This window comes from Paenibacillus sp. GCM10023250 (assembly GCF_042653205.1).
Lineage (GTDB): Bacteria > Bacillota > Bacilli > Paenibacillales > Paenibacillaceae > Paenibacillus_Z.
This window is the reverse complement of sequence record NZ_JBHSHY010000073.1, coordinates 1-13,747: the sequence shown is the minus strand read 5'-3', so window position 1 is coordinate 13,747 and position 13,747 is coordinate 1. Positions and strand designations below refer to the sequence as shown.

The following is a 13,747-nucleotide window of genomic DNA, read 5'->3' as shown; positions in this document are numbered from 1 at the left end:
GGCGAGCGCATCCGCCGCGCGCTGCGCGTCGCCGGCGCGGCGCTCGCCGCCGGCGTGATCGCGCTCCAGGCCGCGCGGGGCGCCGCGCTCGTCGCGCGGCAGGCGGACGAGCCGCCGGCCGTGTACCGGCTCGCGCAGGGGATGGGCGAGCTGGCGGCCGCTCAGCCGGATCGGCGGTTCGTCGTCTACACGTGGGAGGAGACGCGCGTGCTGCAATACCTGCGCGTGCCGGTGACGAACCGCCGCATCGAGACGTTCGCTTATTTCAGGGCGGACGTGCAGGCGGATCCCGGCGCGACGGTGCTGCTGACCGACCACGTCCTGCAGGGCTTCGAATCGCAGGTCGGCTCGCTGCGCGACAAGGTGAAGCCCATCGCCGAGTATCGGGGCGACCCGTTGTTTGACCCCGTGTACCACGACATCACCCTGTACGAATGGACAGGCGGGCGGTGAGCCGGTGACGGCCACCCGCCCGGCGGCCGGCGCCAAGAAGCGGCACCCGCGCATCAGCGCGAGCGGGGCCGGCCGAAAGCGGCTCAAGAACCTATTGACACGCTAATTGAAAATGATTATCGTTATTAACGAACCTATGACTTCGCGGGCGCCGGACGGGCGACGCGACGATCGCCACGCTACCGGAAAAAGGTGAACTGCAATCATGCGCACGATGCTGAAGAGCGCGATGCTGCTCGTCGCGATATTTTTTGCGCTCGCGCCCGCTGGCGCCTGGGCGTATTCGTATGGCGACGCCAACAAGGAGGATGTGGCCGAGACGTTCAAGCTGGTCGTCTCCTCGCTGGGCAAATCGCCGGCGGATTGGAATGCGGCCGAAGCCGCGCATAAGGAACGGCGCGAAGAGATCGTCTCCCACTTCGGCGAGGACGTGGCGGCGGCCCTGGACGCGAATCTGAAGGCCCGCGACGCGGAGCTGACCATTGCCAATTATAAAGCGATCCTGATCATGAATTTGGATCGCCGCTTCGATAACGCGCTGCAGAGCATCGCTGACTACACGCAGGCGAAGCTGCTGCTGGCGAAAGCCCGGGCGACCTACGAGGCGCTCGCGCCGTACGCGGAGGCGAAGCTGACGCCGGAAGCCTTGAACGGCTTGAGCGCCGATTTCGACGCCGCGCTCGACGCGATCGGCAATCCCGGCCTGTTCGGGGTCGGCCGGAAGGATGCCGATGCGGAAGCGCTGAAGGCAGACGCCAACAAGATCTATGGCGCGCTCAAGCCGCTGTTCCCGTATACGCCGGCGTCCGGCGGAGGCGCGAATCCGGACGAAGCCGCGCAGGCGGCCGAGCCGGACGCGATCGACGGCACGAAGCAGCACGCCGCCATGGCCCGGGAGTCGAAGACGAATCCCGCGGTGACCGTCGGCGTCATCGCCGGCATCGTCGTCGTGGGCGGCGGCACCGTATGGGCGGCGCGCCGCAAGGGCTGGCTGTAGCGGACGAACAGGGGCCGCGGGGACGCGGACCGAGCGCGAATCAGGTTAGGAGTGAGCATTCACCATGAACGTGCAGGCGTTTCTTATCACGTTTCGCGAGGCGTTCGAAGCGATTTTGATCGTGGGCATCATTGTGTCGTATCTGAACCGGATCGGGCAGTCCAAGTGGATCCGGTATGTCTGGATCGGCGTCGCGCTCGCCGTGATCGCCAGTCTCGGCGTCGCCCTGCTGTTCCAGAACGTGCTGGACGGCTACGCGACGATGGCTAGCAAGGATTATTTGCGCATCGGCATCCTGCTCGCGTCGGCGGGGTTGCTGACGCATATGATCCTGTTCATGAGCAAGCAGAACCGCGAGATGCGAACCAAGCTGCAGAGCAAGGTGGCGCTCATCCTGACGACGGGCGGCGCGCTCAACATGATCGCGCACTCTTTCCTCGTGACGCTGCGGGAAGGGGTCGAGACCGTCTTCTTCTTCGCGGCGATCTCGGGCGGCGATATCTCGAAGACGCTGCAAAGCTGGGGCGCGCTCGCGGGGCTGCTCGCGGCGGGAGCGCTCGGCCTCGCCGTGTTCAAGGGGAGCCGGCGGATTCCGATCGGCACCTTCTTCAAGGCGACGAGCGTCTTCCTGGTCATGATCGCGGCCGGCCTGTTCGTGCAGGCGGTCGGCGGGCTGCAGGACGCGGGCCTCGTCGGCAGCGCCTACAAGACGCCGGGCGGCCAAATCGCGGCGATGTACGACCTTACCTGGCTGCTGCCGGAGCATCCGGTCGACGAGACGAACTATATCCGCGATACGGGGCGGCATCCGGTCTTCCACGGCGAGCTCGGCGTGTTTTTCCGGGCGTTCCTGGGGTATTCCGAGGACCCGTCGCTGGAGGAGTTCGCCTTGTACTGGCTCTATTACGTCTTCGTCTTCGTCATGATCGCGCGGCAGCGGAAGCAGGTATCCCTCGCGGAGGTGCCGGCGAAGGAAGCGGACAGCGACAGGACGGACGATGCGGCTGCCGCGGCCGAGCCGGATCCGAAGGCGGCCGCATCGCCGGAGGCCGGCGGCGGGGGCGAAGAGCCCGTACGCCAAAAAGGCAAGCCGACCGCGGTCTAGCCGCCGCGCTCCGATATGCCGTGAGCCTCTCACCTTGCATCGGCAGGAAACAACAGGTCGTTCCTCAGGCTCGCGGAGCCGGGGACGGCCTTTTTTTGTTGCGTTATCGTTAGAGAGGGAAACGTTGGAAAATTTGTCACAATTCGAGGCGCTAGACCCGTCGAGAACAAGCATATACATAGCAGACGCGGGGCGGTACTGAAGCTGCGGGAAGTTGGGCATAACTGATGATCGGGCTTGGGAAAGCGCCGCCAACTTCTTGCATAGACGCAAGTGGCAGGTTTTGTTATAATTGTGAGGGAATTTTGTCCAAGTTCGCTGCACGCATGACGCTCTATCGATCCTAACCATGGAGGCGAAGGCTGTGGAGAAGTATATCAACAGTTACGTTATTGTAGCGATCTTCATTCTTCTCGGGATTTTGCTTCCAGTGGTCGCTCTGACCGCGGGACGGCTGCTTCGGCCGAGCAAGCCGACGGACGAGAAGAAAACCACTTACGAGAGCGGGAACGAGCCCGTAGGGGAGGGGCAAGTCCGGTTCAACGTGCGCTATTATCTGTTCGCGCTCATGTTTGTCGTATTCGATGTCGAAACCGTTTTCCTATATCCGTGGGCCGTGGCGTATAAGCAGCTCGGCTTATTTGTGCTTGTCGAGATGGCGATCTTTACGGGACTTTTATTGATTGGACTACTCTACGCCTGGAAGAAGAAGGTGCTGAAATGGAATTCAATCTAGAGTCGATTACCCCCGAAGAGCGGCAAGAGCTGGAACGCAACGTATTCATGGGCACGCTGGAGCAGCTGAAAGCTTGGGCGCGCAGCAATTCGCTGTGGCCGCTGACGTTCGGTCTCGCCTGCTGCGCGATCGAGATGATGGGCACCGGCGCGTCGCATTACGACCTCGACCGGTTCGGCGTCATGTTCCGCACGTCGCCCCGCCAATCCGACGTCATGATCGTCGCGGGCACCGTCACCAAGAAAATGGGTCCGCTGCTGCGCCGCCTGTACGATCAAATGCCGGAGCCGAAATGGGTCATCGCGATGGGCTCCTGCGCGACTGCCGGCGGCCCGTACGTGAAATCGTACGCCGTCATGAAAGGCGTGGACCAGATCGTCCCCGTCGACGTTTACATACCGGGCTGTCCGCCCAATCCGGCGGCGCTCATCTACGGCATCAATAAGCTGCAGGAGAAAATCCGCTACGAAGCGAAGACCGGGAAGCGGGTGACCAGCCGATGAGCGACGAGAAGGAGAAGGCGCCGGGGCGGCAGCCCGAGCCGGAAGCGTCCGTGATGAAAGGGCCGGACGCCGCGCCCGCGGCGGCGAAAGCCGCGGCCGAAGCCGGCGCCCCGGCGGGCGATGCAGCCGCAGCGCCGGCGGCTGATCCCGAGCGCGAGGCGAAGCTGAAGGCCGCCGCGGAAGCGCGGGCGGCGCGCGCGGCGGCGAAAGCCGCGGCCGAAGCCGGCGCCCCGGCGGGCGATGCAGCCGCAGCGCCGGCGGCTGACCCCGAGCGCGAGGCGAAGCTGAAGGCCGCCGCGGAAGCGCGGGCGGCGCGCGCGGCGGCGAAGGCCGCGGCTGAAGGCGAAGCGGCGGCGCCCGCGGAGCCGAAGCTGCCGTCGCCGATGCAGCCGCTGCTCGATCTGGCGGTGGAGCTTGTCCGCACACAGGTCGCGGAGGACGCGATCGACGAAGCCTACATCAACGAGCTGGACGGCCACCGCCCGACCCTGATCGTTCGCGGCGACCGGCTGCGGGCGACCGCCGCCTTGATGCAGTCGCATCCGTCGCTCCGCATGGATTATCTCCGCAACGTCTCCGGCGTCGATTACGAGACGCATCTCGAAGTGGTATACCATCTCGCTTCCCTGCAGTCCGGGCAGGAAATCGCCCTGAAGGTCAAGACGGACCGCGAGGCGCCGTCAGTGCCGTCGGTCGTCCCCGTCTGGGCGACGGCCAACTGGAACGAGCGCGAGATCTACGACCTGCTCGGCATCGATTTCCCCGGCCATCCGGATCTGCGGCGCATCATGATGCCGGACAATTGGGTCGGCCACCCGCTGCGCAAAGATTACGAACCGCTGGACCCGGAGGTGTGACGAGCCGTGATTCGTACCGAAGAACTGCTGCTTAACGTCGGTCCCCAGCATCCCAGCACGCACGGCGTATTCCGGATCATCGTCAAGCTCGACGGCGAAGTGATCACGGAAGCGACGCCGGTCATGGGGTACTTGCACAGGGGAACGGAGAAGCTCGCGGAAGAACTGAATTATACCCAAATCATCCCGTATACCGACCGGATGGATTACGTGTCCGCGATGACGACGAACTACGTGCTCTGCCACGCCGTCGAGAAGATGATGGGCCTCGAGGTGCCGGAGCGAGCGGAATTCATGCGGCTGATCGTCATGGAGCTGCAGCGCATTGCGAGCCATCTCGTCTGGTGGGGCACGTACCTGCTCGACATCGGGGCGATGAGCCCGTTTCTGTTTGCCTTCCGCGACCGGGAGATCATCATCAACCTGTTCAACGAGCTGTGCGGCGCGCGGCTGACGTACAATTACATGCGCGTCGGCGGCGTGAAGTGGGACGCACCGCCCGGCTGGATCGAGCAGGTGCGCGATTTCATTCCTTATATGGAAGGCAAGCTGGATGAATACGACCGGCTCGTCAGCGGCAACGAAATTTTTCTCGCCCGGATCAAGGGCATCGGCCGCTACGATGCGGATACGGCGATCAGCTTCGGCTTGTCGGGCGCGAACCTGCGCTCTACGGGCGTCGATTGGGACTTGCGCAAAAATAAACCGTACAGCCTGTACGAGCGCTTCGAGTTCGACGTGCCGCTCGGCCGTAACGGCGACTGCTTCGACCGATACAACATCCGGCTCGAGGAGATCCGCCAGTCGCTGCGCATCCTGAAGCAAGCGGTGGCGCAGTTCCCCGGCCCCGGCGACGTCATGGGCAAGGTGCCCCGCGTCATCCGGCCGCCGGCCGGCGAGCTGTACGTCGGCATCGAATCGCCGCGCGGCGAGATCGGCTGCCATATCGTCTCCAAGGGCAAGGCCGAGCCGTACCGGCTGAAATTCAGGCGCCCGTCGTTCGTCAATCTGCAGATCCTGCCGAAGCTGCTCGTCGGCGAGACGATGACGAACCTCATCACGATTTTGGGCGGCATCGATATTGTCGTCGGGGAGGTCGACTGCTGATGGGCGCTTGGCTGGACGAAACGCTGACCTGGGGGCACGCGCTCCTGTTCTTCCTGTGGGGCGTCATTCTGCTGCTCGTCGTGCTCGGCTTCGTGACGTACGCGATATTTTTCGAACGGAAGGTCATCGGCTGGATGCAGTTCCGGATCGGCCCGAACCGGGTCGGCCCGTGGGGGCTGCTGCAGACGGTCGCCGATATTTTCAAGCTGCTGATCAAGGAAGACACGATTCCGCGCAAGGCCGACCGGGCCTTGTTCATCCTGGCCCCCGCGCTGGCGTACGTGCCGGCGTTCGCGGTGCTCGCGGTCATTCCGTATACGCAGAAACTGTACTTCGCCGATATCAACGTCGGTCTGCTCTACTACGTGGCGCTGTCGGGCATCTCGACGATCGCGATCATCCTCGGCGGCTGGTCCTCCAACAACAAGTACGCGCTGCTCGGGGGCATGCGCTCCGCCGCGCAGATGATCAGCTACGAGGTGCCGCTCGTCATCTCCGTCGTCGGCGTCGTCATGCTGTCGGGCACGCTGAACCTGCGCTCCATCGCGGAGCAGCAGGGCGACTGGTTCTGGCAGTGGAACTTCCTGCCGCAGATCATCGGTTTCGTCGTCTTCATCATCGCGGCGGTGTCGGAGCTGAACCGCACGCCGTTCGACCTGCCGGAGGCGGAATCCGAGCTCGTGGCCGGCTACCACGTCGAATACAGCGGCTTCCGCTTCGCGTTCTTCATGCTGACGGAATACGTCTACGTGTACGCGATCGCGGCGCTCACCACGGTGCTCTTCCTGGGCGGCTGGCACGCGCCGTTTCCGTTCCTCGGCTGGGTGCCGGGGATCATCTGGTTCCTGCTGAAATTTTCGGCGATCGTCTTCTTCCTGTTCTGGATCCGGGCGACCCTGCCGCGGATTCGGATCGACCAGCTCATGGGGCTCGGTTGGAAGGTGCTTCTGCCGGTGGCGATTCTGAACGTGTTTCTGACCGCGGTGTACATGGAGTTGTTCGTGAAGTGATCCGGCTTCGCACAAAACTTGGCATAAGCTTCCGAAGCAGTTTTGTTTACTTGCCGGGCTCCCCCGACAATGGCTTCCACAAAACTTAGCATAAGCTTCCGAAGCAGTTTTGTTTACTTGCCGGGCTTCCCCCGACAATGGCTCCTCACAAAACTTTGAGAGGGTGAAGGTATGAAAGGTCTGTTGAAAGGGCTTGGCGTTACGATGCGGTCCATGACCAGCAAAAAAGTGACGACCTCCTATCCCGACGTACCCATCGTCATGCCTGACCGGTTTCGCGGCATTCAACATTTCGAGCCGGACAAATGCATCGTCTGCAACCAATGCGCGCGCATCTGCCCGACGGAATGCATCACGCTCACGGGCAAAGCGAATCCGGACCCCGAGAAGAAGGGGAAGGTCATCGATACGTACGATATCAATTTCGAGATCTGCATCCTGTGCGACCTGTGCACGGAGGTATGCCCGACGGAAGCGATCGTCATGACGGGCAATTTCGAGCTGGCCGCGTACAGCCGGGACGACTTGTTCAAAGACATGCGCTGGCTGGACGACAACAATACGCACGTGCGCCAGGACAACAACAACATCGGCGCTCCCGCCGCGGCCAGGGGAGGAGCGAAATAGCGCATGTTCCAGATGCACTTCAACGGCGAATTCATCGCCTTTTTCGTTTTCTCCGTCATGATCATCAGCGGCGCGGTGCTCATGGTCAGCTTCGCGAAGGTCGTGCACATGGTGGTGTCGCTGGCCGCCGTATTCATCGGCATCGCGGGCATGTTCATCCTGCTGGACGCCGAATTTCTGGCCTTCGTGCAGGTGCTCATCTACGCCGGCGCCGTCTCGATCCTGATGATCTTCGGCATCATGATGACGAAGCATCAGGAATCAGGCGAGGAGCGCCCGCGGACGGCGCACGAGACCTTGACGGCGATCGGCGCGCTGGCGCTGTTCGGCATTCTGTTCTACGCGATTCGCCAGTCGGACTTTCCCGAGCCGCTGCCCGCCGCCGGTCAAGCGGCGGACAACACGATGGCGATCGGCCAGGCGCTGTTCACCGGCTACGTCGTGCCCTTCGAGCTGGTCTCCGTGCTGCTGACGGTGGCGTTCATCGGCGCGATCGTCCTCGCCAAGAAGGAGGCGGACTGACATGTTGTCTTCCTATTTGACGATGGCGGCGATTCTGTTCTGTCTCGGGCTGTACGGCGCCCTGACGAAGCGGAACGCCGTCGTCGTCCTCTTATCCATCGAGCTTATGCTGAACGCGGTCAACCTGAATCTGGTCGCGTTCGCCAAGTACGGCGTCGTGCCTTCGCTGACGGGCCAGATGTTCACGCTCTTCAGCATCGCCGTCGCGGCGGCGGAGGCGGCCGTCGGCATCGCCGTGCTGATCGCGCTGTACCGGGCGCGCGGCACCGTTAACGTGGACGAATACGACGAGATGAGGAGGTAAGGGCGCATGGACACGACCTTTTCGCAGTTGGCCTGGCTCATTCCGCTCTTCCCGCTCGCCGCGTTCCTGCTGCTGCTGGCGTTCGGCCGCTCGTCGCGCATGATCGGCGCCGTGCTCGGCTCGCTCAGCTCCCTGGCGGGGCTCGTCCTCTCGGTGCTGGTGCTGGCCGAGCATATGCGGGACGGCGCGAGCTATTATCAGAACGCTTTCGACTGGATCGACCTGGGGGGCGTGACGCTGAAGGCCGGCTTCGAAGTGACGAACCTGACGGCGCTGATGCTCGTCGTCGTGACGGCGGTCAGCTTGCTCGTCAACGTATATTCGGCCGGCTACATGAAAGGCGACGAACGAATCTCCGTCTTCTACGGCTACGTCGCGCTGTTCACGTTCTCCATGCTGGGGCTCGTGCTGGCGGACAACATGCTGACGCTGTATATCTTCTGGGAGCTCGTCGGCGTCTGTTCGTTCCTGCTCGTCGGCTTCTGGTTCAGCAAGCCGGCGGCGAAGGCGGCCGCCAAGAAGGCGTTCATCGTGACGCGGATCGGGGATGCGGGCCTGCTGCTCGGCATTCTGCTGCTCTATTGGTACATGCCGGACCACGCGCTGGACTTCGTGCGGATCGGCAACGCGTTCGAGAACGGCTCCGGCGTCATCGCGGCGGGCGTCACGACGTGGATCGCCGTGCTGATCTTCATCGGCGCGGTCGGCAAGTCCGGCCAATTCCCGCTGCATGTCTGGCTGCCGGACGCCATGGAAGGCCCGACGCCGATCAGCGCGCTCATCCATGCCGCGACGATGGTCGCCGCTGGCGTCTACCTGGTGGCGCGGACGTTCGATATTTTCCAGGCGTCGCAGACGGCGATGGACATCGTGGCGTACGTCGGCGGGTTCACCGCTTTGTTCGCGGCCACGATCGGGGTGGCGCAGAACGACATCAAGCGTGTGCTCGCGTACTCCACGGTCAGCCAGCTGGGCTACATGATGATGGCGCTGGGCCTCAATTCGATGACCGGCGGCATCTTCCACCTGTTCACGCACGCGTTCTTCAAAGCGCTGCTCTTCCTCGGCGCGGGCAGCGTCATTCATGCCGTACATACGCAGAACATTCAAGAGATGGGCGGACTCGGGTCCAAGATGAAGATCACCGCCTGGACGTTCGGCATCGGCACGCTGGCGCTCTCCGGCATTCCGCCGTTCTCGGGCTTCTGGTCCAAGGACATGATCCTGAACATCGCGTACCACGAGAAGCCGGGGCTGTTCGTGGTCGGCGTCATCGCGGCGTTCTTCACCGCCTTCTACATGTCGCGGCTGTTCTTCCTCGTCTTCTGGGGCAAGCCCAAGGGCGAGCGGGCCGCGCACGAATCGCCGCCGTCCATGACGGTGCCGCTCGTCGTGCTGGCATTGCTCGCAGTCGTCGCGGGCTTCGTGCAGACGCCGTGGAACGACACGCTCGGCACATGGCTGACGGACGGAGCGGAGCGGGAGAACGGCGGCGGGGGCCTCGTCATGGTCATCTCGGCGGCCGTCGGCCTGCTCGGCCTGTACGTAGGCTGGCTCGTCTTCGTCAAGGGCATGATTCCGCGGGATTTCGTCTCGGCGCGCGCGCCGTGGGTCACCCGGCTGCTGGAGCGCAAATATTACGTCGACGAATTCTACGAGGCGGCGATCGTCCGTCCGCTTCGGGCGTTCGGCGGGCTGCTCGGCGTCATTGACGAATTCGTGGTCGACGGCATCGTGCGGGCGTTCGGCGGCGCAGCCTTCCTGGCGGGCCGCGGCGGCACGCGGCTGCAAAACGGCCAGCTTCAGACGTACGGGCTCGTCACCGTATTCGGACTCATCATCCTCATCGCGGCTATCGCGTTAAGGAGGTTCTGGTAATGCTCGCGGATCTTCCGATTTTGACGCTCATCACGTTCTCGCCGCTGCTCGGCCTAATCGTGCTGCTGTTCCTGCCCAAGCAGAACAGCCGGTGGATCAAGATCGTCGCCATCGCGGCGACGGCGCTCCCGCTGCTGCTCTCGTTCTGGCTGTACGCCGGCTACGACGGCGCCCAGGGCGGCAAAGCCTTCGAGGAAACCGCCACCTGGATCTCGGCTTCGCTCAACAAGGAAGCGGTCGTGGACGTCAGCTCGTACACGATGCAATTCCAATACCATCTCGGCGTGGACGGTCTCTCCATGCCGCTGCTGCTGCTGACGACGATCGTCGGGTTCATGGCTGCGCTGGCGTCCGTGCACGTGAAGAAGCGGTGGAAAGCCTTCTATTGCTGGTTCCTGATCCTGGAGATCGGGATGATCGGGGTCTTCCTGGCCCGGGACGTCTTTCTCTTCTTCGTCTTCTTCGAAATGACGCTCGTGCCGATGTTCTTCCTGATCGGCATCTGGGGCTTCATGAACCGGGAGCGGGCGGCGAACAAATTCCTGATCTACAACGGCATCGGCTCCGCGATCATGCTGGTCGCCTTCGTCCTGCTCGTCGCGACGGCGGGCTTCCGGGCGGAGCAGCTGCCGGAGAAGCAGGAGACCCGCCTGGCCTACAGCGGCAGCTACGAGGTAATCGGCGCGAACCTGGCAAGCCCCGACGCCTACGTCAATCTATCGCCGGACCAGACGCAGGGGATGGAGAACCCGGTGTACATGTCCGAACGGATGCATTGGGTCATCTTCCTGCTGCTCTTGATCGCATTCGGCATCAAGCTCCCGGTATTCCCGTTCCACACGTGGATGCTGAAGGTCCACGCGGAAGCGCCGCCCTCCGTGGTCATGATCCACTCCGGGGTCCTGCTCAAGATGGGGGCGTACGGCCTGCTCCGGTTCGGCGTCTTCCTATTCCCGGCGCAGACGCAGGACTGGGCGACGGTGCTGGCGATCCTCGGGGTCGTCAATATTCTGTACGGCGCGGTGCTCGCGCTCGTGCAGAAGGAATTCAAGCTCGTGCTCGCGTATTCGTCGATCAGCCACATGGGCATCGTGCTGCTCGGCATCGCGTCGCTGAACGAGATTGGCCTGCACGGCGCGGTCGTCCAGCTCGTCTCGCACGGCCTGATCTCGGCGCTGCTGTTCCTGCTCGTAGGCAGCATTCACGAACGGGCCGGCTCGACGGAGCTCAAGGACCTCGGCGGCCTGGCCCGCAGCATGCCGTTCCTGAGCGGCGTGCTGCTGACGGCCGGCATGGCGTCGCTCGGCTTGCCGGGCTTGTCCGGCTTCGTCGGCGAATTTCTCTCGCTGCTCGGCGCGTTCGATACGCAGCGGGTGCTCGCGGGCCTGGCCGTGCTCGGCGTGATCCTGACGGCGGTGTACGTGCTGCGCAGCGTGCTCGGCATCACGTTCGGCGCGCTCCCGGAACGGCTGGCCACCGTGCGGGACGTGAGGCTCGTCGAAGCGGTGCCGATGATCGCGCTGGTCGCGTTCATCGTCCTGATCGGGATCTATCCGGCCGTGCTGACGGAACCGATGAAGCACGGCTTCGACTCGCTGCTGCAGCAGCTATCCGATAAGGCGGGGAGGTAGGACGATGGACGCGACGCAACAACTGCAGTCGCTCACTTGGAGCGACGCGGCCTATCTGGCCCCGGAATGGATACTGATCGTCTTCGCGATCGGGCTGGCGGTGTTCGATTTGTTCCTCCCGCGGCGCGCGGCGACGGGGTGGATGACCCTCGCCGGCCTGCTCGCCTCGCTCGGCTTCGTCGTCTGGCAGCTGGCCGGGCTGGCGGGCGGCGAGGCCGGCAGCGGCGTCGTCCGCATCATGGCGGACAGCTACCGGATCGATTATTTCTCGAGTCTGCTCAAGATCGTCTTCCTGGTCGCGACGGCGTTCATCGTGCTGATGAGCCTCGGCACGGTCAAGCGCGCGGACATACCGGACCGGGGAGAATTCTATTACTTGCTGCTGCCCGCCGTCTGCGGCGCGATGATCATGGCGTCTTCGGGCGATATGATCACGCTCTACATCGGGCTCGAGCTGCTCAGCATCACGACCTACGTGCTCGTCGGCATCCGCAAGCATGTGGCGCAATCGGTCGAAGCGGCGTTCAAGTACGCGGTGCAGGGGGGCATCTCCTCGGCGGTCATCCTGTTCGGGATGTCGTACCTGTACGGCATCACCGGCGCGACGAACCTGGGCGCGATGGCCCAAGGCTTGAAGGAACATGCCATCGATTATCCCGCGATCCTATACGTGGCCTTCTTCTTCCTCATCGTCGGATTCGGCATCAAAATCGCGGCGGCGCCGTTCCATTACTGGGTGGCGGACGTCTATCAGGGCGCCCCGACGCCGGTCACCGCTTTCCTGGCGGTCGTCTCGAAGGGAGCAGCGTTCGCGGTCCTCTTCCGGATCGTCTATAATCTCGCGTTCTTCGCTTCCTCGCCGGGGAAGCCGCTTACGAACGACGTCTTCCTCGCGCTGCTCGTGCTGGCCGCCGCCGCGATGCTCGTCGGTTCCGTGATGGCGCTGCGGCAGTACAACGTCAAGCGCTTGATCGCGCTGTCGGGCGTGGCCAACGCCGGCTACCTGCTCGTCCCGATCGGGCTCGCCATCAAAGGCATGCATGCGTCCGGCTTCGGCGAGTTCGTCTTCTACCTGGCGGCGTACCTCCTGATGACGATCGGCGCGCTGGCCGTCATCGGCGTCATCGCCAAGTCGGCCGGCCACGACGAGATCGGCGGCTTCGCGGGCTTGTACTACCGGGCGCCCTGGACGGCCGGGGCGATGACCATCTTCCTGCTCTCCCTCGCCGGCCTGCCGATCACGGGCGGATTCTTCGGGAAGCTGTTCATCCTCCTCGGCGCCGCCCAGTCCAAGGACTACTGGATCGCCGCCGTCATGGTCGCGAGCAGCGTCATCTCGTACTACTTCTACTTCGGACTGATCCGCCAAATGTTCATGCGCGCCACGAGCGAGGCGCTCGTCCGGGTGCCGGTACCGAGCGGCATCGTCATCTGGCTGTGCGCGGCCGCGACGGTCGCGCTCGGTATCGTGCCGGGCCCGGTGCTGGACTGGATCAACGGGCATTTCGCGATCATGAGCGACTTGTTCGTCCAGCAGGGCTAGCTCCCGGCGCGGGCGGCTCACCGCGCGATCCGGCCGTTGCCGGACCGCGGGCCGGCGGCGCCATGCGATAAACCCTCCTGCTCCCGTCAATCGGCGTCGGGCCGGAGGTTTTTTTTGCCCTCGGGGGACACGAACGGGTTCATGCAATTTTTAAACGTAAGCCGCTCGCGCCGCGCATACATATCGTTGAATGCGGTGATGCAACCCGGGACGTTGGACCTGATTCTCGCCCGTTCAAGTATTTGCCAACAGGAGATCGGGGGGCGGAAAGCGAACAGTTTCAGAACCCAATATTGCAGGTTAAAGGCTGAGTATGATGATGAAGAGATGGTGGAACGCTTGGTCCAACCGCATACGCTTCCGGCCGGCTCCAGCTCTGCGCGCAGCACCCGCGGAACGCGATGGCGCGCGCGGCATCGCCGCAGCGGCGCGGGCTCCGCGCCGGCACGGCCCGCGGCGCTGCTGCTCGCGGGA

The 13,747-nt window shown here is 63.7% G+C and carries 14 protein-coding genes and 1 pseudogene; 14 read left to right on the top strand and 1 reads right to left on the bottom strand.

The window, feature by feature from the left end:
* The 14 genes and pseudogenes from ACFPB1_RS26970 to ACFPB1_RS26905 form a co-directional block, all read left to right on the top strand.
* Positions 1-453, top strand: a pseudogene (locus tag ACFPB1_RS26970) (nucleoporin-interacting protein); the annotation flags it as partial.
* Positions 454-658: 205 nt separating this feature from the next.
* Positions 659-1,450 (top strand): hypothetical protein, encoded by a 792-nt coding sequence (locus ACFPB1_RS26965; RefSeq protein ID WP_379229300.1) that lies wholly within the window; start codon positions 659-661, stop codon positions 1,448-1,450.
* A gap of 64 nt (positions 1,451-1,514) precedes the next feature.
* Entirely contained in the window at positions 1,515-2,555 is a 1,041-nt protein-coding gene (locus ACFPB1_RS26960) for an FTR1 family iron permease (RefSeq protein ID WP_379229299.1), read from the top strand.
* A 349-nt stretch (positions 2,556-2,904) separates the two neighbouring features.
* The gene (locus tag ACFPB1_RS26955) at positions 2,905-3,291 is read left to right on the top strand and encodes an NADH-quinone oxidoreductase subunit A (protein ID WP_379229298.1); all 387 of its coding nucleotides are present in this window, start codon (positions 2,905-2,907) and stop codon (positions 3,289-3,291) included.
* Positions 3,276-3,794 carry a NuoB/complex I 20 kDa subunit family protein gene (locus ACFPB1_RS26950; protein ID WP_090642552.1) on the top strand — a complete coding sequence of 173 codons (519 nt, stop codon included), beginning with the start codon at positions 3,276-3,278 and terminating at the stop codon, positions 3,792-3,794. Before ACFPB1_RS26955 ends, ACFPB1_RS26950 begins: the two co-directional genes overlap by 16 nt.
* Complete coding sequence (locus tag ACFPB1_RS26945) at positions 3,791-4,651, top strand: NADH-quinone oxidoreductase subunit C (protein WP_379229297.1); 861 nt, start codon at positions 3,791-3,793, stop codon at positions 4,649-4,651. The genes ACFPB1_RS26950 and ACFPB1_RS26945 overlap by 4 nt, the downstream gene beginning before the upstream one ends.
* Before the next feature lie 6 nt (positions 4,652-4,657).
* Positions 4,658-5,758 (top strand): NADH-quinone oxidoreductase subunit D, encoded by a 1,101-nt coding sequence (locus ACFPB1_RS26940; protein WP_379229296.1) that lies wholly within the window; start codon positions 4,658-4,660, stop codon positions 5,756-5,758.
* Positions 5,758-6,768: an NADH-quinone oxidoreductase subunit NuoH gene (gene nuoH / locus ACFPB1_RS26935; protein WP_379229295.1), complete on the top strand. Its 1,011-nt coding sequence runs from the start codon at positions 5,758-5,760 to the stop codon at positions 6,766-6,768. Before ACFPB1_RS26940 ends, nuoH begins: the two co-directional genes overlap by 1 nt.
* 171 nt (positions 6,769-6,939) lie before the next feature.
* Complete coding sequence (gene nuoI, locus ACFPB1_RS26930; protein WP_379229294.1) at positions 6,940-7,395, top strand: NADH-quinone oxidoreductase subunit NuoI; 456 nt, start codon at positions 6,940-6,942, stop codon at positions 7,393-7,395.
* A 3-nt stretch (positions 7,396-7,398) separates the two neighbouring features.
* A complete protein-coding gene (locus tag ACFPB1_RS26925) occupies positions 7,399-7,917 on the top strand; it encodes an NADH-quinone oxidoreductase subunit J (protein ID WP_379229293.1) in 519 nt (172 codons plus the stop codon).
* A 1-nt stretch (position 7,918) separates the two neighbouring features.
* Positions 7,919-8,221, top strand: a complete 303-nt coding sequence (gene nuoK / locus ACFPB1_RS26920; protein WP_379229292.1) for an NADH-quinone oxidoreductase subunit NuoK — start codon at positions 7,919-7,921, stop codon at positions 8,219-8,221.
* 6 nt (positions 8,222-8,227) lie between these two features.
* Positions 8,228-10,099, top strand: coding sequence for an NADH-quinone oxidoreductase subunit L (gene nuoL, locus ACFPB1_RS26915; RefSeq protein ID WP_379229291.1), 1,872 nt, complete (start codon positions 8,228-8,230; stop codon positions 10,097-10,099).
* Positions 10,099-11,730 carry a complex I subunit 4 family protein gene (locus ACFPB1_RS26910; protein WP_379229290.1) on the top strand — a complete coding sequence of 544 codons (1,632 nt, stop codon included), beginning with the start codon at positions 10,099-10,101 and terminating at the stop codon, positions 11,728-11,730. Before nuoL ends, ACFPB1_RS26910 begins: the two co-directional genes overlap by 1 nt.
* A 4-nt stretch (positions 11,731-11,734) precedes the next feature.
* A complete protein-coding gene (locus ACFPB1_RS26905) occupies positions 11,735-13,273 on the top strand; it encodes an NADH-quinone oxidoreductase subunit N (RefSeq protein WP_379229288.1) in 1,539 nt (512 codons plus the stop codon).
* Positions 13,274-13,359: 86 nt separating this feature from the next.
* Here ACFPB1_RS26905 and ACFPB1_RS26900 read toward each other — a convergent pair.
* Positions 13,360-13,747, bottom strand: a 388-nt coding sequence (locus tag ACFPB1_RS26900; RefSeq protein WP_379229286.1) for a hypothetical protein, incomplete at its 5' end; no start/stop codon positions are given.